At 63.0% G+C, this 18,423-nt stretch carries 21 protein-coding genes; 10 read left to right on the top strand and 11 right to left on the bottom strand.

The genetic code is table 11. The features are described 5' to 3' along the window. Window positions 1-35: 35 nt before the first annotated feature. The 3 genes from ncsA to IEY38_RS01565 form a co-directional block, all read right to left on the bottom strand. The gene (gene ncsA, locus IEY38_RS01555; RefSeq protein ID WP_188974780.1) at window positions 36-1,031 is read right to left on the bottom strand and encodes a tRNA 2-thiolation protein NcsA; all 996 of its coding nucleotides are present in this window, start codon (window positions 1,029-1,031) and stop codon (window positions 36-38) included. 88 nt (window positions 1,032-1,119) lie between these two features. Further along, window positions 1,120-1,818 (bottom strand): alpha/beta hydrolase, encoded by a 699-nt coding sequence (locus IEY38_RS01560; protein WP_188976117.1) that lies wholly within the window; start codon window positions 1,816-1,818, stop codon window positions 1,120-1,122. Window positions 1,819-1,907: 89 nt separating this feature from the next. Next, window positions 1,908-2,933 carry a DUF2332 domain-containing protein gene (locus IEY38_RS01565; protein WP_188974782.1) on the bottom strand — a complete coding sequence of 342 codons (1,026 nt, stop codon included), beginning with the start codon at window positions 2,931-2,933 and terminating at the stop codon, window positions 1,908-1,910. 82 nt (window positions 2,934-3,015) lie between these two features. Between IEY38_RS01565 and IEY38_RS01570 the strand changes: the two genes are divergently transcribed. Beyond that, window positions 3,016-3,666: a DUF7095 family protein gene (locus IEY38_RS01570; RefSeq protein ID WP_188974784.1), complete on the top strand. Its 651-nt coding sequence runs from the start codon at window positions 3,016-3,018 to the stop codon at window positions 3,664-3,666. A gap of 31 nt (window positions 3,667-3,697) precedes the next feature. Here IEY38_RS01570 and IEY38_RS01575 read toward each other — a convergent pair whose 3' ends face one another. Then, on the bottom strand, window positions 3,698-3,856 hold the full coding sequence (locus IEY38_RS01575) for a hypothetical protein (RefSeq protein WP_188974785.1): 159 nt from the start codon (window positions 3,854-3,856) through the stop codon (window positions 3,698-3,700). Window positions 3,857-4,025: 169 nt separating this feature from the next. Here IEY38_RS01575 and IEY38_RS01580 point away from each other — a divergent pair, with 169 nt between their 5' ends. From IEY38_RS01580 to IEY38_RS01590, 3 genes are read left to right on the top strand one after another with little or no spacing between them, the layout of a single operon-like run. Then, window positions 4,026-4,829, top strand: coding sequence for a hypothetical protein (locus tag IEY38_RS01580; RefSeq protein WP_188974787.1), 804 nt, complete (start codon window positions 4,026-4,028; stop codon window positions 4,827-4,829). 52 nt (window positions 4,830-4,881) lie between these two features. Next, window positions 4,882-5,313: a CopD family protein gene (locus IEY38_RS01585; RefSeq protein ID WP_188976121.1), complete on the top strand. Its 432-nt coding sequence runs from the start codon at window positions 4,882-4,884 to the stop codon at window positions 5,311-5,313. After that, the gene (locus IEY38_RS01590; protein ID WP_188974789.1) at window positions 5,306-5,890 is read left to right on the top strand and encodes a hypothetical protein; all 585 of its coding nucleotides are present in this window, start codon (window positions 5,306-5,308) and stop codon (window positions 5,888-5,890) included. The genes IEY38_RS01585 and IEY38_RS01590 overlap by 8 nt, the downstream gene beginning before the upstream one ends. On the opposite strand, the gene IEY38_RS01595 is transcribed toward IEY38_RS01590, so the two are convergent. The 3 genes from IEY38_RS01595 to IEY38_RS01605 all read right to left on the bottom strand — a co-directional run bounded on the left by IEY38_RS01595 (window position 5,868) and on the right by IEY38_RS01605 (window position 7,884). Next, window positions 5,868-6,614, bottom strand: coding sequence for a class I SAM-dependent methyltransferase (locus IEY38_RS01595; protein WP_188976119.1), 747 nt, complete (start codon window positions 6,612-6,614; stop codon window positions 5,868-5,870). The two genes, IEY38_RS01590 and IEY38_RS01595, sit on opposite strands and share 23 nt — an antisense overlap. A 93-nt stretch (window positions 6,615-6,707) precedes the next feature. Further along, window positions 6,708-7,541: a deoxyribonuclease IV gene (locus IEY38_RS01600; protein WP_188974791.1), complete on the bottom strand. Its 834-nt coding sequence runs from the start codon at window positions 7,539-7,541 to the stop codon at window positions 6,708-6,710. 40 nt (window positions 7,542-7,581) lie between these two features. Beyond that, window positions 7,582-7,884: a hypothetical protein gene (locus IEY38_RS01605; protein WP_188974793.1), complete on the bottom strand. Its 303-nt coding sequence runs from the start codon at window positions 7,882-7,884 to the stop codon at window positions 7,582-7,584. 197 nt (window positions 7,885-8,081) lie between these two features. Between IEY38_RS01605 and IEY38_RS01610 the strand changes: the two genes are divergently transcribed. Further along, window positions 8,082-8,831, top strand: a complete 750-nt coding sequence (locus IEY38_RS01610; protein ID WP_188974795.1) for a helix-turn-helix domain-containing protein — start codon at window positions 8,082-8,084, stop codon at window positions 8,829-8,831. Window positions 8,832-8,906: 75 nt separating this feature from the next. Here the strand turns inward: IEY38_RS01610 and IEY38_RS01615 are convergent, their stop codons facing one another. From IEY38_RS01615 to IEY38_RS01625, 3 genes are all read right to left on the bottom strand, one after another. Continuing rightward, entirely contained in the window at window positions 8,907-9,701 is a 795-nt protein-coding gene (locus tag IEY38_RS01615) for a lipoate--protein ligase family protein (protein WP_188974797.1), read from the bottom strand. A 278-nt stretch (window positions 9,702-9,979) separates the two neighbouring features. Continuing rightward, window positions 9,980-10,456: a cupin domain-containing protein gene (locus IEY38_RS01620; protein ID WP_188974799.1), complete on the bottom strand. Its 477-nt coding sequence runs from the start codon at window positions 10,454-10,456 to the stop codon at window positions 9,980-9,982. 132 nt (window positions 10,457-10,588) lie between these two features. Then, window positions 10,589-11,266: a helix-turn-helix domain-containing protein gene (locus IEY38_RS01625; RefSeq protein ID WP_188974801.1), complete on the bottom strand. Its 678-nt coding sequence runs from the start codon at window positions 11,264-11,266 to the stop codon at window positions 10,589-10,591. A gap of 88 nt (window positions 11,267-11,354) precedes the next feature. Between IEY38_RS01625 and IEY38_RS01630 the strand changes: the two genes are divergently transcribed. The 4 genes from IEY38_RS01630 (at window position 11,355) to IEY38_RS01645 (ending at window position 15,288) form a co-directional block, all read left to right on the top strand. Further along, complete coding sequence (locus tag IEY38_RS01630; protein ID WP_188974803.1) at window positions 11,355-12,992, top strand: NADH-quinone oxidoreductase subunit D; 1,638 nt, start codon at window positions 11,355-11,357, stop codon at window positions 12,990-12,992. Between the two features lie 64 nt (window positions 12,993-13,056). After that, window positions 13,057-13,581, top strand: a complete 525-nt coding sequence (gene msrA, locus IEY38_RS01635) for a peptide-methionine (S)-S-oxide reductase MsrA (RefSeq protein ID WP_188974805.1) — start codon at window positions 13,057-13,059, stop codon at window positions 13,579-13,581. Beyond that, a complete protein-coding gene (locus tag IEY38_RS01640; protein WP_005537544.1) occupies window positions 13,578-13,997 on the top strand; it encodes an acyl-CoA thioesterase in 420 nt (139 codons plus the stop codon). Before msrA ends, IEY38_RS01640 begins: the two co-directional genes overlap by 4 nt. Window positions 13,998-14,100: 103 nt before the next feature. Continuing rightward, window positions 14,101-15,288 carry an AI-2E family transporter gene (locus IEY38_RS01645; RefSeq protein WP_188974807.1) on the top strand — a complete coding sequence of 396 codons (1,188 nt, stop codon included), beginning with the start codon at window positions 14,101-14,103 and terminating at the stop codon, window positions 15,286-15,288. A 4-nt stretch (window positions 15,289-15,292) separates the two neighbouring features. Here the strand turns inward: IEY38_RS01645 and IEY38_RS01650 are convergent, their stop codons facing one another. Continuing rightward, on the bottom strand, window positions 15,293-16,525 hold the full coding sequence (locus tag IEY38_RS01650) for a DolP-mannose mannosyltransferase (RefSeq protein ID WP_188974809.1): 1,233 nt from the start codon (window positions 16,523-16,525) through the stop codon (window positions 15,293-15,295). Window positions 16,526-17,372: 847 nt separating this feature from the next. Between IEY38_RS01650 and IEY38_RS01655 the strand changes: the two genes are divergently transcribed. Next, window positions 17,373-18,281: a serine/threonine-protein kinase RIO2 gene (locus IEY38_RS01655; RefSeq protein WP_005537541.1), complete on the top strand. Its 909-nt coding sequence runs from the start codon at window positions 17,373-17,375 to the stop codon at window positions 18,279-18,281. Window positions 18,282-18,423 lie beyond the last annotated feature (142 nt).

Raw genomic sequence — 18,423 nt, forward strand, 5'->3', positions numbered from 1 at the left:
AAGGCCTTTGCCCGATATCGGGTGCTGTGTCCCGTTCAGACCGCTTCCAGCGCGTCCAGCAGATTGCACTTCCGACAGAGGTCCCGCGCCGTCGGTGCGCCGCAGTTCTCACACTCGCCGTAGTCGGTGTCGCCGTTCTCGCCGCCGTAGGTGTCAGCAGCTAACGCGGCGAGCTTCTCGTAGCCGGCCATAATCGAGTGGCGTGTGCCGGGGTGATTCTCTTCGAGACCGAGCATAAGCTCCTGTATCTCACCACGGTAAGCCTCCTCGGCGTGGGGGCATTCGGTGATGTGTGCCGGGAGGTCCTGGAAGCGAGCGTACAGCGCGACTTCCTTCTCTGGGATGTCACGGAGCGGCTTGGCCCGGGGAATGTGGTGGTCTTGCGCCTCGCGCGTCTGCTCGGTGGGCGCGTCGGCAGACGAGTCGAACGGCCCCAGTGACGCCTCAAAATGCTTGGCGATCTGGGAGATGTCGCCTTCAAGGAAGTTCATCAGCGCCGTCTCGGCCTCGTCGTCGAGGTTGTGACCGGTCAGAAGCTTATCGGCGTCGAGTTCCTCGGCGTACTTCGAGAGGAGGTCACGGCGGAACACACCACAGTAGGCGCAGGCGGCCATCCCTTCCGGGTCGTCCTCGACGACATCGTCCATCTGGACGCCGAACTCCTCGGCGTAGGAGACGGTGACGTGTTCGATGCCGAGCTCGTCGGTCAGTTCCTCGCAGGCCTCTAAGCTCGCGTCGCGGTACCCCTCGATGCCCTCGTGGATAGAAAGGGCGACCAGTTCGATGCGGGGGTCCTCGGCGAACGTGTCGTAGAGAATCTGCGTGAGAACGACGCTGTCTTTGCCGCCAGAAAGTCCGATGACCCACGTCTCGGGGTCCTCGACCGTGGCGTCGTCGGACACGAGGCCGTCCTCGCGGATGCGACGGCGAACCCGTTTCGTGACCGCTCGGCAGAGATGAGACTCACAGAGGTGAAGCCCGGAATAGGCCGCGTGTAACACCGCGTTCTCGCCGCATTTGTCGCACTCCATCGTAGCGAATAATCGTGGCCGCAATGGTGAGAGGGTTTCGTCTCGGGTCCGGCACGGCGGCTTACAGCGATTTCACTAGAGACGCCGTTCACAGCGCGTCAGGACCACGCTGTAACGCATCGAGGACCGTCTCGACGGTATGCTCGCGGCCGCTTGAGGAGAACAGTTCGTGGCCGCCGTCGTACAGTCGGATACGGTCGGCCGGCAAGCGCTCCCCGACGGCACGCGGGTCGACAATTGTGTCCGTCAGTGAGCAAAACGCCGCGGCGGTGTCCCGGGCCGGCGGTAGCGAACGCTGGGCCCGAAACACCGTCCGGAGGAAAGCGGGCGAAACCGACGACGGGGCGTCCGCAAGCTGCTGAGTCGTCGCCAGATCGCCGATAGCGTCGGCGTCCAGGGTATCGATAGGGATGAACGGTTTCGTCATCGGGAGCGATGCGATAGCGTCGAGTACCGGCCCCGGAACCGGAAAGTCACTGTCCCACCAGGGGCTCAAGTACACTCGATTGCCGATACCGTCGGCGTCGAGATGTGCCGCTGTCAGCCCGCCCGCGCTGTGTCCGAGCAGGTCGAACCTGCCGATGTCGGCGGCGTACTCCTGAACCGGACCGACCCACTCCCGCTGATAGTCGGTGATGTGTGTCGGCAGTTCGACGGCGTGAACGCGGTACGCCGTGGCAAGCTGGTCGATGAGCCACTGGACGTTCCGGTGTCGACACCGGTTCCCCCAGCCGAGGACGAACAGACAGTCTTGTGCAGCCCCCTCGTCGTACACGCGGATCTGCATACCCGACGTTCCTGCGGCCGGGACATAAGCCCGGGTGAACGCCCGACAGCCGCCCGTCGCGTTGTCGACGTGGATGCCCGTGCGTGCGCTCAGGGCTGCCACGACAGCCACGCGCCGTGTGGCTCGTAGTCGACGAGGTGGGTGGTCTCGATGCCATCGTCGGTCTGGCGTTTCCAGTCCAGTCCCACTGACTCGCCGCCCGACAGGTCCCGCCGACCGGTGAGCCAGTGCAGCGGCCGGTCGGCCATCAGGTCTTCGAGTAGCGTCGTCAGAACCTCGCTCAGTTCCTCCGGGACCTGATACAGCACGAGCGTGTTAACGACACAGACCGGGACGTCGGACGGAATCTCGTCGAGTACCGCCGGCAGGTCATCGAGCATATCGCCCTCGATAAGCGCAGGTGGGTCGTCCCGTGCGACCGTCAGCGCACCGTCTAGAACGGCGCGCCGCGCCTCGTGTTCGGGCCAGACGAGTGCGCGGAGCCAGTCCCTGTCGACCTCGTCGGTCACGTCGAGCGGATTGCGGTCGAGCCCGACCCGGGAGCGGATCTCGGGCGGGGTCTCCGGGAGCGGCGGATCGCCATGTCGGACGCTGCTCTCGATGGTAATCGGTGAATCACTGTTACCCACTACACGACTATCGTAGTCGTAGCGGTAGCGGTCGAACAGCAGGTTCAGGCCGGCGCTCGGCCCGAGCTCCACCAGCGCGAGCGGCCCGTCGGCAGCGCGGGCTACCTGTGCGATAGCCGGGTAGAGGACCGCACTGCGCCGCACTGCGTTCGTCTGCGTGCGCCGGGTCCGCAGGAGCGGCCGGATGTCGTCGGCATGGTCGAGACAGAACTCGCGGAAGGCTTGAAAACACTCGTCGTCGGGGTCGCGTGCCGGCTGGGTGATGCTCGGGTAGTACTCGGCCAGCCGATGATCCGAGTTCCGGGCAAGCAGATAGTGGACCGCGGCAAGCAGGAGGTGTGGAGCCTGGCGACCTTCGGGAACGGTCGCTGCGATGTCGAGGATATCGCTGTCCTCAGCCGCCTCACGGCAGAGATGGGCGTACAGCGGCGAGGAGTCGTCGGCCCATTCAGCCAAGTCCTGAAACTGTGCCTGAAGCGCTGACATATCGTCGTGGAGACAGCACAGTGGTATCAGTGTTCGGCTCCGGAGAGTCAGCGTTTAGGCCGCGCACGTAGTAGGGCAGGCAATGAGTCTGGACCGTCCGGAGGCAGTCGAGCGGGTCGAAGAAATCGTCGCCACGGTCGAGGACGAGACGATGCCGGTCCCGGTCCGGGAGGCGTGGGTGTACGGCGACGTGGCGCTCGGGCTGGACCCGGTCGAGCGGCTGGACGTGTACGTCACCAAGGACATTCTGTTCAAGGACGCGCCGGAGCGTGCCGAAGAGTTCCAGCGCAGCCACGGTGTCGACGGCGTCGGCAAGACCGTCCGGGCCGCGTGGGCCGACGAGCACCCCGAGTACATCCGCGCGAACGCCAACGGACACGCTGCCCCCGAGAAGTGTCTCGCCGCTCACCTCCTGAACGACGACGAACCGGTCCATCTGGAGGTGTGTAACGCCTCCTTCGAGGACAACGTTACCCAGCGGCTCAAGGGTGCAAAGATGCGAAACGACTACGAGCAGATTCTGGACCCCCGCGGAGCCTGTCTGTGGCTCGACGGCGAACGGTCGCCCGACGCGTTCCAGAAGCTCCGTGACAACGAGTTCGTCTTCCCGACGCTGACCCAGTCGCTGTCGATGCTCGGGATGGATGAGACGGAGGCCGGCGACGCCGCCGACGCGGTCAAAGAGTACCGGGCACAGCAGGAGGGGGCGACAGTTCGGGGCGACGTGGTGTAGGCAGTTACCGAACTGACTTTGACAAGCTGACTTACTGTAGCCAGAGCGCGTCGACCGTCGAGAACCGGTGTCCGCAGGCGGGACATTCGACGAGCCGCGAGCCGCGCTCGCCGTCGTCGACGGCAGCGAACCGACGGCTCCAAGTCACGTGGCGGCACTCCGGACAGCGACGGACGAGCGGTGGTATCATGGGAAGACGCGAATCGGCACGTTCGTTCGTAGCCGCTTGCCCCGCAAGGGTCTATCGGCGGGCGACATCGTTCCAGGCGGGGCATCGGGCGTGAACACAGCCCATGACAACTACAACGCGGTTTTGAGCGTACAGAAGGGATACATCCGCTCCGGTTGGAGCGCCTCGTATGGACCGAACGAGACGCGAGACACTGGGGCTGGTCGGCGGCCTCGCGGCGACCGTCCTCGGCGGCTGTTTAGCTCCTGAGGCTGGCGACGACGGCTCGGGCGGAAGCGACGGCGGCGCGACGACGCCGACACACCCGACGCCGCGAAACGGCACCGACCGGGGCACACCGACCGACACCGAGGGCGGAACGCCGACCCGGACGGCGAACGGACTCCCCGACGGTGTCGAGCGGGTCGACGCGCCGCCGCACGACATCGAGGAGCCCACATGTTCGGGAGAGAAGGAGAACGAGGACTACGACCCGCTGTACCTCTGTGCCAACATGCCGGCCGAGCCGTCGCTGGCGTTCGACCAGCGGCCGACGCGGGGAACGGTATTTCGCGACGAGGGGCTACAGTTCTCGCCCGCCGACGACAGCGGCGGAAACGGCGATCAGCTCTACGCGACGCTGCTGACCGGGCCCGACGATGTCGACCGACTCGACGACGACGGGGACGAGATTCACGCGTTCGTCTCCGAGACGGACTTCGAGCGCCGGGCCGTCTTCGTCGTCCAGACCGGCTGGGGATCGGGGTCGATACTGCCCCATCTGAAACGCATCGAGGCGACCGACACCGGAATCCACGCCTTCGGCTGTCACACCCGGCCCTGCGTCTACACCGCCGACTACACCGCCCGCACGACGGTGGCACGGTTCGAGCGACCGGACGCGCTCAACAGCGGCGTCGTCAGCCTGACCGTCGACCCGTCGACGCGGTACAACGTGGCGACGGGCGAGGGCGTGGTAACAATCGACCGGTAGGACACCCCGCCGTTCTATGAGACCGCGCCGAGTACCGCCGACCATGGGAGCCCTGACATCCCTCGCCATACGAACCCTCCACGTCCTCGCGATGGCGGCCCTCGTCGGCGGCACGACCGTGCTCTGGTACAGCTATCGGAGCGGCGCTATCGCGACACTCGCGCCCGCACGACAGTTTGAATGGCTATTCTGGGGAGAGGTCGGTGTACTGGTGTTCACCGGCGTCGGAAACCTCGGTGCGCTCGGACCGCCAGGTCCTGGAACCGGCTGGGGACGAACCCTGTTGGTAAAACTCGCAGTCGTCGTTGGCTTCCTCGGGGGATCGGTCGTCCGCACGCTGCTCCTCGTTCGAGCCAGTGACCGCGAGAACACGTTCGACGACCTCTCTCCTGCCCTTCGACGAACGCTCTCGCGGGTCTACGGCGCGACGGCGGCTGTCATGCTGGGCATCGTCGTCCTCGCGGAGGTCCTCGCACATGGCTGAGGACCAGCGTGCGGGGGAACACATGGCGGAAGGAGCAAGTGCGACTGAGCCAGCGCGCGACGCCACACAGATCTCCACGCAACCGGTGTCACTCGTGACGTGGACGCTCGCCACGTTCGACACTGCCCTGTTTGTCCTGCTCGGCGTCCTCGCCGCCCACGCGAGCGGCGGCCTCGCCGACCTGCTCGCCGGGCTGAACACACTCGTCGGCGTCGCCGTCTTCTGCTATCTCTGGGCGCTGTTCGTTCTGGCGGTCCGATGGATTCACCGCCGGGTGTCGCTCGACTCGGCCGGAGTTGGCACGCTCGCACTCCACGGTGCCGCTGCCGGGAGTGTCGCGGGCGTCGTGTTCCTGCTGGGACTGTTCGTGGTGGCGCTCGTTCCGACGCTCCAGAGCGGTGGGGTTCGCCTTCAGGCGGTGCTGTTGGTCCTGCTCATCGGAGCCGGTGTGGCCGCTGTCGTCGGTGGGGTTGTCGGTCTGCTCGCCAGCCTGCTGGACATCGCAGTCTACGGACTGGCGGGCCATCTGCTCCCCGAAGCCGGAAGCGAGTGGGTCACGGAACCTCGCCGACGGTAACAAAGAACGGCACCGTCTCGCGGCGCTCGTAGGCCTCGTCTTGCATCTGCTCGATCACGTCACGGCCCATCGACCGCCAGCGCTCCCGGAGCGCGTCGTACTCGGCAGGCGTCGTCTCGCCGTTGAGAATCGTCTCGCGGTCGTGAGCCAGTCCCGTTCCCGTTGCTTTCCGCCGGGCCGCCTGTATCGCCACGTCGTCGTAGGGCGGCTCGATGCGCTGCTCTTGGTCGTACTGCGTCGTCGAGACGACGGCTAGCTCCGCGTCGCGGAACACGTCGGCGGCGTCGCTCCCGAGAGTCACGTCCGTCCGCACACCATCGAGAAAGAGCCGGCGAGCGCGGCGGGCCAGCACAGGTTCGTCGTCGACGGTCGATTCGACGGTGACGGCGGCGTTGTTCGGCTCGATGGCGGCCACCCGGTCGGTGGCGACGCGGGCGAACTCCCGAACCGCGACCTCGGGGGCAGGGAGGTTGATGAGCAGCGCCTGGCACACCACCAGGTCGAAGCTGTCGTCGGCAAAGGGGAGCCGCGTCGCGTCCCCGCAGACAGTCGGGTCGCCGACGGCGGCCAGCAGGTCCGTATCGGCGTCGAGGCCGATGACCGTTCCGTCGGTCTCCTCCCGGAGGACGCGGGTCAGTTCACCGGTCCCACAGCCCACGTCGAGGACGCGCTCGCACTCGCCCAACTGCAAGCCCGAGAGCGCCTCGCGGGAGTCGGCCCACATCCCCCGGCGGGTGGTTTCGAGGTAGTCGGCGGAGAACCTGCGCACAGTTCCTCACAGTTGAGTCGCCCCCAAAAGTACCGCGGTCGAAGGGCCCTATTCGCTGCGGAGTTCCTTGACGCGCTCGATGTTCCAGGCGAAGCTCTTGCCGTCCTCGGTCGGCGTCTCAAGCACCAGCGGTACGTCGCGGATGGCGTCGTGGTTGACGAACGCGCGCATCCCGTCCTCGCCGATGTGGCCCTCACCGATGTGGGCGTGTTCGTCCTTGTTCGTCCCGCACTCGTGTTTCGAGTCGTTGAGGTGAACACAGGCGAGGTCCTCGCCGCCGACGACTTCGTCGAACTCCGCGAGCGTCTCGTCGACGGCTTCGGGCGTCGAGAGGTCGTAGCCTGCGGCGAACATGTGGGCCGTGTCGAGACAGAACTCGATGTCCTGGTCCGTGCGTTCGCGGACCGTTGCCAGGTGCTCGAACTGGCCGCCGAGTTTCGTCCCGCTGCCCGCGTCGGACTCGACCAGCACGGTAACACCCTCGGGGATGTCGAGATCGTCCAGCACGCTCGCGGCGTTGTCCAGCCCGCCGTCAACGCCCGCGCCAGTGTGGGCGCCGAGGTGGACGTTGACGTACTCGATGCCCAGCTTCGCGGCGGCGTCGACCTCCTTCTGCATGGAGTCCAGTGACTTCTCGCGGAGATCGTCTTTCGGTGTACAGAGGTTGACCAGATACGACGAGTGGATGACCCACGGGCCGACGCCGTGGTCGGCTGTGAGGTCGCGGAACTGCTCGGCCTCGTCGTCGTCGATGTTCGGGTCCTGCCAGACCTGCGGCGAGTGCGAGAAGATCTGCCCGCAGTTGCCGCTGTACTCGACCTGCTCTTCGACGGCGTTGTAGACGCCGCCGGCGATGGAGGTGTGTGCCCCGACTCGTACCATGCACACCGGTCGGTGATGGCCGACAAAAGAGGTTCCGGAGTCAGAGCCACTCGCGAGCGGGCGGAATCACACCAAGACTCGATGTGATGAGATAGACGCCGAAGCCGATGAGCACTACCGAGACGAGCACCGAGACCGGTGTCACAGATGTCAGCAGCGCGGACGCACCGGTGGCAATCAGCACGATTCCGATACCGACCAGCATGAGCGTCCCGAGCGCGCCGAGCACCGCGTCCTCGGCCGCGACACGGACAATCGCGTACAGTTCCTCCTCGGAAAGGGCTGCGACGCTGCCGTCGGTGGAGGTGTCGGCAGGGTCGTCATCAGCGGGGGACGAGACCATGCCATCGCTTGGCTGGGGTTCCACAAAACGGTGGCGTAGGTCTTTGTCAGAACTGTCCTCTAGTCTGTAGACCCATCATTCGAGACGTCACAGCCAATCGGCGGCTGTAGCTTATCAGAAGACAACTGAAAATCTCAAGTGGGCTTGATAGCCCAGTAATTGACTTATAGCGGGTATCCTAAATTAGCAATAGCCAAATGACTGAATCACAGGCCGAAGTAGATGAAACACGCGAGTTCGAGTTCGTCTTGCAGTTCGACGCAGGGGCCGATAGCCTGATGGACGTGTTCCGGCAGTACGAGAGTCTCTCCGCGTGGTCCTCTGCTATCTTCGTCGGAGACGACCACATGTGGCGACTGGACCACGCGAAAGGGACGCCCGAGGCACTGCGTGCGTTCGACGAGGTCTTTCTGGACGAAGACCGCTGTAACGAGTGTTTCGACGTCGCGAGCTGTGAGACAACGCGGACGTACCACATGCTGGACCACGGGGAGACGTCGCGGACAGTGTACACGCTCCGTCGTGAAATCAGCGGCTGTCAGTCGCTGCCGAGTTTCCTTCACCGGCACGTCCGCGAAGGGACTATTTTCGAATCCCGACGAACTGGCGACGAGTACCGCTGGCGCGTCCTCTATCCGGGACCGAACCCAATCGGCGAGGTGTACGACAAGATCGAATCGAGCCTCCGCGATGGCGTCACACTCTCAGTGTCCCACATTACCAGTGCCGGAAACTGGAAGGCGACCGAACGGGTCGCGGCGAACTTCTCTCCCCAACAGTGGCGGGTGCTGAAGGCCGCCGTGACCCACGGCTACTACGAGCGGCCGCGGGAAGTCTCAGTCAAGGACCTCGCATCGATACTGGACGAACCCCGGTCCACCGTGCAGTATCAGCTCCGGACTGCCGAGGACCGCATCGTCTCGCAGTTTATAGAGGAAACACTCTGAAGTCCGACATTTCAGGGTAGTACGCGGCTCGTTGCGGCCCGGCACGTCCGTCATCGCAGGATCGTGCCGCCAGCGTCAAGGCGACCGTCGAATCCACTCGTCTGCGTCGTACTTCTCTTCTGCATACTCGCGTGCGCGTGCGAGTTCGTCATCTGTCCACGAGCCCTCGGTCGCGTCGACCCACTCGGCCAATGTCGAGCGGAGCGTCTCGACGGCTTCACGGCGGTCGATCTCGGTGTACTCGTCTATCGCCCCGACGCGCTCTGTGAACCGCTCCGAGTCGGGGTCGGCAGTGAAACAGCCGCAGTGGCGGTCGGGACGCAGCGAGACGGATAGAGAGCCGTGCTGGATAACGGCGTCCTTCTGACGGTACTGCGCGTTCCCGCTGAGTTTGCGGCCGTCAGGGCCGACGATGTCGTGGGCCGGGTGAAGCTGTCGCAGGTAACAGGCCGGCTGGTGGACCGCCGACCGCTCGTCGTCAGCAAACGACGCGTCGACGCCCATGCGCTCGAACGCGTCCAGAACCGGCTCGCAGAACTGCTCGTAGCACGCCATCAGATCGCCCGGAACGGCCTCGGCCGGCGCGATGATACCGTAGGAAATGTCAGCCACGCTGTCGTGGTAGATCGCGCCGCCCCCGGTGGGCCGCCGCGTCACCCCGATGTCCTCGCGCTCGCAGAACGCCCAGTCGATCGTGTCCGGGTCCTGTCCGTAGCCCAGCGACAGCGTATCGGGCCAGGTGTACACTCGTACCGTTGCCGGCCCGCCGGCAGCGACGGTTTCGGCAGCGGCCGCTTCCAACGCCATCGTCATCGGTCCAGGTCGCCTTTCCTCGCCGATGACGCGCCACTCCAGGTCGGCCAGTGACATACCCGGGCTTCGTGACGCGATGCGATATGAATTGTGGGCTAGTAACGATTGAGAGAGGTAGTATGGTCGAAATTGGTTCAGAGAACCAGAAAGCCCCCTCGCGGACGACTCGCCTGACTCCGTGCGCTCCTCGCTTCGCTGCCGGTGCTACTGTCGCCAGACTCGTCCTCCGCTCGGCCCCTTTCAGTCCACCCACAGCCGGTTGGACAAAAAATACTGGGCAGGACTGAAAGGGGCGATCGGCTGAAGCTGTAGTTCCACAAAAACTGAAGCGACTGCTAGCCCTGAACGTTTCCGCACTCGGTACAGGTGAGTTGGAACCGGCCGCCAACGAGGTCAACGCTCTGGGTCGTCTCCGCGTCGCACTCTGGGCAGTGCGCTCTCGATTCCAGATCGTCCCAGTCGTGCGTGGCACCGGGGGCTCCGAAGGCCCAGCCGACGACGCGCTCGTCGCCGGAGTTGTACCCCTGCTGGAACTCGCCGGGTTCGAAGCGAATCAGTTCGCCGCCCGCAACGTCGACCTCCTCGCGGTCGAGGCCGACCTCGAAGGTAGTCTGTCCCTGTTCGATGTAGAACACTTCCTCTTGGTCGTGGTGGCGGTGGAGGTTCCCCGAGAAGGAGTCACCGGGTTCGAGTTCGAAGTAGTTCGCCGCGAAATGCTCGGTCCCGAGTTTTCGGGAGACGGGCTTGCGGATGTCATGTACCTCCATCGGATTCCGTTCAACCGGTACGTCGTCGATAGTTACTGTGTCCATGGTCTGTGTTGTCCTGAGTGGGCCACCGCTGGCCCCTATCGTGTGGCCGCAATCCAGCGCTAGATGACACTGTTCCGGAGTTTATAGTTTTTCGGGAGCACAGCCACTCGGGTGGGTCTCGGAGACGCCAGACTACTCCACTGAGACGGGACGCTGTTCGAGTATGGCAGCCATCACGTGGGCCTCGGCCTTCCGAAGGTGTTCGGCGGCAGTTCCGGGCGCACAGCCGAGCGCGTCGGCGACCTCATCGACGCTCCCCCCACGCGGGTCACTGTAGTACCCGCAGTCGACGGCGGCGGCGACAGCTTCGAACTGCCGGTCGGTGAGCGCCGCGCCGGTGTCGAGCCGCCGGCTGTCGTACTCCCCCACCTCCCGAACGTCGACGGAGACGCCGTCGGGCACCGTCTCGACCGCCTGCTGGACCGTCCCCCCGGGACCGACCAGCGTGAGTCCGACCGTGCCGTCGGCGCGGTAAGCGACCGGCGAAACGATGACCAGGCCGGCCCGCGTCAGTGCGTCGACGAGGTCGTGGCCGGTCGCTGACGGCGAATCCTGCACGTAGAGGTAGAACGTCTCGTCGGGGCACGTCGAGATTGCGTACTCCCGGACGGTGTCGGCCTGTTCCAGTGCCGCTCGGTAGGGCTCCGGCGGGAAGCCGTCGACGTGAAACAGCAGCGTCTGGAGGTCGGCACCGATGTCGTTGCCCCGGAGGAGATAGCTCGCCTCGTAGCCGTCGTGTTCGACGACGAACTGGTGCATCGGGTGGCGGACCTCGGGGGCCATCCACAGCGAGAGCGTGACGTACTTCATAGCTGACTGTTCCGGGAGGTATTTAAAATAACCTCGGGCATGAGGGGATAGTCCGAGGACGGCAGCCAGCGAACGCACGGCCACGGAGATGGCCCAAACAATCCACCGCACCGACGACGTCCATCCGCTTATCGAGCCGATTGCCGACCACGTCCTCTCTACCGAACGCCACGAGAATGCCCCGGCCGTTGTCATCCGTGCGGACGAGGTGCAGACCGTCCTCTCGACACTACGAACCGAAGCCGGGCTGGACCACTGTGCCTGTGTGACGGCCCAGGAGTACGCCGACCGATTCGAGACGATCTATCATCTGCGGCGCTACGCCGACCCGACACAGGAGCTCTCGGTCGTCGTTCCAACACCTAAGGAGTCCCCGACCAGCGAGTCCGCCGCGCCCGTGTATCCGACGGCGGCGTGGCACGAGCGGGAGGCGTACGACCTCGTCGGCATTGAGTACGAGGACCACCCAGACCTCCGACGCATTCTCCTGCCTGAAACCTGGCAGGGCCATCCACTGAGCTGGGACTACGACCAGAACCAGCCACAGATCGTCTCCTTCCGCGAGCACGAGCGACTGCTCGAAGACCGCCGCGAGGGGCCGGAGACGATGCACCTCAACATGGGGCCACACCACCCCTCGACGCACGGCGTCCTCCACCTGAACGCCCAACTCGACGGCGAGCAGGTGGCGGCCGTCGACCCCGACATCGGCTACATCCACCGCTGTGAGGAGCAGATGTGTCAGCAGGGCACCTACCGCCACCAGATCATGCCCTACCCGGACCGCTGGGATTGGGGCGGGGCCGGCTTGTTGAACGAGTGGGCCTACGCCCGGACGGCCGAGGATCTCGTCGATATCGAGGTGCCGGCGTACCCGCAGGTCATCCGGACAATGGGCGGCGAACTCTCACGCATCCTCTCGCACATGCTCGCGGTCGCGACCTACGCGCTGGACGTGGTCGGGGAGTTCACCGCCACTTTCCAGTGGGGGGTCCGGGATCGCGAACTCGTGCAGGACATCCTCGAAGACCTGACCGGCCAGCGGCTGATGTTTAATTACTTGCGGCTGGGCGGGGTCGCCTGGGACCTGCCCGAACCCCGCGAGGCGTTCTTCGAGAAGATCCGTGCGTTCCTCGACGACCTGCCCCACAAGCTCACAGAGTACCACGACATGCTCACCAGCAACGAGATCCTCCAGCTCCGGACAGTCGACACGGGCCATCTCTCGGCTGAAACCGCGAAAGCCTACGGCTGTACCGGCCCGGTCGCGCGGGCCTCCGGCGTCGACTACGACCTCCGCCGGGACGACCCCTACGGCTACTACGACGAACTCGACTGGTCGGTCGTCACCGAGCAGGGCGGCGACAACTTCTCGCGCCTGCTCGTGCGCCTGCGCGAAGTAGAAGAATCCGCGAAGATCATCGGCCAGTGCGTCGACCTGCTGGAGGACTGGCCCGAGGACGACCGCGAGATACAGGCGAACGTCCCCCGAACGCTCCGGCCCGACCCTGACACCGAAATCTACCGCGCCGTCGAGGCCGCGAAGGGCGAACTCGGTATCTACATCCGTTCTGACGGGACGGAAACGCCGGCCCGGTTCAAGATCCGCGGCCCCTCCTTCTCACACGTACAGGCGCTGTCCGAGATGGCTCGCGGTGAATACGTGCCAGATCTCGTGGCGACAATCGGCAGCCTGGACACCATCATGGGGGAGGTCGACCGGTAGGCCGGCACTCATCTGCGACGGGCATAGCCAGTGAGTTTTGTACGCCGGGCACGTACATCCGGTGATGACTGAACAAGCGACATTCGCGGGCGGTTGCTTCTGGTGTACGGAATCGGTGTTCAAGCAGATCGACGGCGTGACCGATGTGGTTTCGGGCTATGCCGGCGGTCACGTCGCCGACCCCAGCTACGAGGCGGTCTGCCGTGGAGAAACGGGCCACGCCGAGTGTATCCAGATTACGTACGACCCGGACGAGGTGAGCTACGAGGACCTGCTCGCGGTCCACTTCACGACGCATACCCCGACGACGAAAGACCGGGAAGGTAACGACGTTGGCACGCAGTATCGCTCGGCTGTGTTCTACCACAACGAGGCCCAGCGCGAAACCGTCGAAGCCCTCATCGAGGAGATAGAGCCGGGTTACGACAGCGACATCGTCACCGAAGTCGAGCCACTGGAGACGTTCTATCCCGCCGAGGAGTACCATCAAGACTACTTCGAGAAGAACCCGGACCAGAGTTACTGTCAGTTGACCATCCCGCCGAAAATCGAGAAGCTCAAAGAGAAACACGCGGAACTGCTGGCATGAGCTTCGAGTACACGGCGGAAGTCGAGGTCCGATACACGGACATCGACACGTACGGCCACGTCAACAACGCGACGTACGCGACCTACTTTGAAGAGGCTCGCATCGACTACCTGCACGACGTGGTCGACTGTGGCGAAGCGCTGCTCTCGGGCAGCGAGTCGGGCACCGGTATGGTAATCGCGAATCTCGAAATCGATTACATCCAGCCGGTCCAGATCAGTGACTCAGTCGCCGTTGCCGTCCGGGTTCCACGTCTTGGCGAGAAGAGTTTCCCCTTCGAGTACGAGGTCCGGACCGAGGATGGTGTGGCTGCGACCGGGGAAACGACCGTCGTTACATACGACCGTGACACGGAGTCCTCGCGCCCGATCCCCGAAGACTGGCGCGAGGCGATCACGCAGTTCGAAGGGCTGTAGCCACAACCGATGCCGTGAAACGCCCGTTTTGCCCCGCTCATCCTGACAGCCATCGGGCCGACCGGTGGTTTTATTTTTTATCGAGATGTTGTACTGAAAACATATGGAATACAGTACCGACCTCGGACGGCGCGTCCTCCTTGCCACCGCGGGCGTAGCACTGTTCCTCGTGGTCGGGTTCGTCCTGTCCCAGTTTCTTCCGACGCTCGTGTTTACCGTCTTTATGTACTATGCCAGCCGACCGATTTATCGGCGGCTCGGGTGGCTCCCGCTGCCCGAGTCGTTCATGGGTCGGGCCGTCCCCTACCAGAAGCAGATCCATGCAGCGGCCACGATTTTCTTCTTCCTGCTACCGTTCGTGCTTCTGGTCGGCTACACGATCGTGCTTATTGTTCCCGAGTTACAGTCGTTCTTCGGCGAAGGTGGCCTGGGCGCAGCGTACTTGTCGCAGTTCCAAGACCTCCAGGGCGGTGGTTCGCTGCCGGGGCCGCTCGCCGACCTCGGGTTCTCAGACGTACTGGCAATGGGGCCGGATGAGGTGATCGACCTGTTGCGAAACGCGACAGTCCAATCGTGGCTGGGACGCGTCTCCGATACGCTCATCGGCTCCCTGAGTATGCTGACGGCGCTGCTGCTGCGTGTGTTCATCATGTTCGCCGGAACGTACTACCTGCTTACCGACGGACCACGGCTCGTCGGCTGGTTTCTTGACACCTTCGACGGGTCGGGTGTCCTTCGCAACTACGCGGCGGCGGTCGATGAGGAACTATCCTCGATTCTCTTCGGGAACATCTTGAACGCACTGGTGACGGGCGTTATCGGAATTTTCGTGTTCTCACTGTACAATCTGGTCGCGCCCGGCTCAGTGCAGATCCCGTTTGCCCCACTCGTCGGCGCGCTCACCGGCATCGGTAGCCTCATTCCAGTGGTCGGGATGAAGATCGTCTACCTGCCCGTGGCTGCACTGCTTGCGGTCTCCGCGGTCATCACGGGACAGACGGCAGCCCTGGCCTGGGTTGTCCTCTTCCTCGTAGTCACGCTTGTCGTCGTCGACACCATCCCGGATTTCCTGATTCGACCGTACGTCAGCGGTGATCTGACCCACATCGGCCTGCTAATGTTCGCGTACATCCTCGGCCCCATCGCGTTTGGCTTCTACGGCATCTTCCTGGGTCCGATCCTGCTGGTGCTCGCCGCTCAGTTCTTCCGGATTATCGTCCCCTACATCATCACGGGTTCGGTCGAAACGACACAGACCTCGCTCTCCGACTACGACTCCGCGGAGTCGTAACTGGCTACCCGTTCCCGAGTCGGCCTCTGGCGGTCCCCAAGTCGAGACAGCGACTGTCTACCGACGAGTCGATTCGGTTGAGCCACCGCAACTCCATCACCGAGAGTCGGTAGTGACACGTCGATGGCTCGATCTGCTGCCAGTAGATGTACCGGACATCGGGAACTGGTTCGGCCTCGTCATATGCTTCCGGGAGATCGTGAGTTTCGAGATCCGACATCGGTTCCGGACCCGGTGTCTCGACAGGTGTGAAGATAACGCCGACACTACCGAGGAAGGCGACGTTCACGACGAGGACCAGTGCAAGAGCGCCGCCGAGATACGTCGTCTGATGCCGGTCGCGAAGCACCGTCGCGATCACCCCGACACCGATTGCGACGAACGCAAGGCCCGGAATGAGGTCAGTGTATCCACCAGTCTCGAAATCGACGAACAGTATCAGAAACGCGAACCACGCTGCGCCGACCGGAATCCACCAGTCGGTGCGTCCGACAACGCCATCATGGCCGGTGAAACAGCATCGAACAGTGTGAACGAGACCAAGTCCACCGAGCAAGACGAACGGTGACGCCCATTTGAAGTGGACGACACCGGCGACAACCCGAGTGAGCAACGACGCGTGTTCTTCCGTTTGTAATGGGACGAGAACGACCTGAACGACCATCTCTGCGGCTGAGTGCCAGAGTAGGAACACTGGCAGCAACATGACGACGGTGAACCCGAGGCCGCCGGCAACGACACGCTCAAGCGCCCGCGTGTCGCGCTGCTGAATCGCTAAGCCGACTACAATCAGCGGGAAGATGGCGCCAGCCTGCCAGTATCCCACGCTGGCTGCCGCAGCGACACCGCTCAGTGCCGGGTAGCCACGCGTGTACAGATATATCGCCAGTAACCCACAGAGAACGAGAAGATATTTCGCTTTGAACCCATACGCCGGACGGACAGCAAACCCCGGCAACAGGAACATCGAGAGGCCAGCCAGCGGCGCAACGATATCATCGCCGGTGACGTCGTAGACGAGTATCACAACGAGTCCGACAATGGCACACACCGCACCGCACATCAGCACCACGCTGAAGAGGTGGAGGCGGTACATATCGCCGCCGGATAGCAATGCAAGTACCCCGGTCGTCTCGTAGGACAGCGGAAGCTTCGGTTCCCAGGCGTCGACGTACAACCGACCGCCGTGTGTCAGATACCAGCCAAGATGCTCAAAGATCCCAGCGTCGGATGCCATGGGTGGTCGAGGAGAACTGAGTGTGATTGTCAGGAAAAAGTACAACTGTGTGCCGACGGCGAACAACACTGGAAACGCGAGTCGTCTATCGTGGGGATGGAGGGCAAGCGAGCGAAGCAGATCTCTGAGCTGGTCTTTGTTTCGTCTGCTCACACCGGGTGTTTGTGTTCAGGTGACCAAAAGTAGAGACTAATTTAGAACATATGAAGTAGCTGAAGGCATTCACTGTTCGCATTACATATACAGCTACCGAGGTTAGGATTGTATTTGCAGTCTAATGCGTTACTCGCGGTGCCTTCCAGACACGGGTCATATAACGGGGACTGCAACCGTTCGGAGCCCGCATTCACGGAGTACTCAGTCGTGGTTTGAGCTACAGAAACGGTAGTACAGCAGTGATATCTGACCGATAATACTACTATGAGAACATGTACTCATGTGGGTTAAAGTATTCCCTACTCGGCAGGATATTGTCTCAGACACTGTTGCGATCGCGAAAACCGAAATCGAGTCCGTATCAGAGTGTAGTTAGATACCTAATACTGGAACTGATCTGTCCTGCACAAGGACGCCTGTGCCTTCTTACGAGCGGACTGCCTTTGCTCCGACTCAACACGGCGACGCTGAACTGTGTTTGAAACGGTGCTCGGTACAGCGGCGTATAAGATCGACACCCCACAGAACAACTCCGCTTGCCAACAAACGTACTGATCGGCACACCGACAGTCCGGTTGCAAGCCGAACAGCAACGAGGCGGAGACGGGATTTAGTATAGCGATCACTAATTTATCAATGCCATTCGCCGAACGCGTCGGCCTTTTACCAGTTGGCCCAGTAGAGGACCCTAATGGTCCAGAACGTGGCTTCAGTGATGGCGGAGCTGGAACCCGAGGACTTCCATCTGCTCTCTGGCGTCGAACAGGGGATGCGGTTCTCGGAGTACGTCGCCCGCGAGAAGTTGACCGAGTTCTCCCGGCTGACGACGGAAGACGTCGACTACCGACTCGACCGGTGTGCGGACCGGGGGCTGGTCGAGCGCAAGACCATCCAGTACGAGGGGTTCAAACTCACGTTTGAGGGGTACGATACGCTTGCGCTGCATACCTTTGCTGAGCGCGACACTATCGAAGGAGTTGGTTCGCCGCTGGGTGTCGGCAAGGAAAGCGACGTGTACGAGGCTCAGTCGTACAAACCGGTAGCGCTGAAATACCACCGCGAAGGGTACACCAATTTCCGCGAGGTGATGAAAGAGCGGGAATATACGGCCGACCGCGACCACGTCTCCTGGCTCTACACTGCCCGAAAGGCCGCCGAACGGGAGTACGATGCCCTCGAAACCCTGTATCCGGACGTGGCAGTTCCACAGCCCATCGATACGAACCGCCATGCGATTGTCATGGAGAAGATAGACGGCGTCGAACTCTCCCGAACGAAACTCGAACCGGAACAGGTACTGCCGATTCTGGATCTCGTACTCGAGGAGATGCAGACGGCCTATCGCGAGGGGTACGTTCACGCGGACATGAGCGAGTACAACGTCTTCGTCACGAACGAGGGCGTCGTCGTCTTCGACTGGCCCCAGGCCGTCCCGACCGACCACGAAAACGCCCGGGAACTGCTAACTCGCGATGTCGAGAACATCGTGAGTTACTTCGAGCGAAAATACCCACAGGAGATCAGCGACGTGGACAGAGACGCGGTCGCCGAGCGGCTGGCGACCGACGCGTTCGATTCTATTACCGAGTTTACCGAATAGCGACGTTTTGGCCGCTAATTATCATCTTCTAGCTGCTCATCGGCGCGTCGGAGCTGTGCAGACCGCTGACTTGATAAATCATATAATGCGATATCAAATCAGTCAGGCCGTACTAGCCGGGTCGATACGAAACAGCGATGAC

The organism is Haloarcula sebkhae (assembly GCF_014647415.1).
GTDB classification, from domain to species: Archaea; Halobacteriota; Halobacteria; order Halobacteriales; family Haloarculaceae; genus Haloarcula; species Haloarcula sebkhae.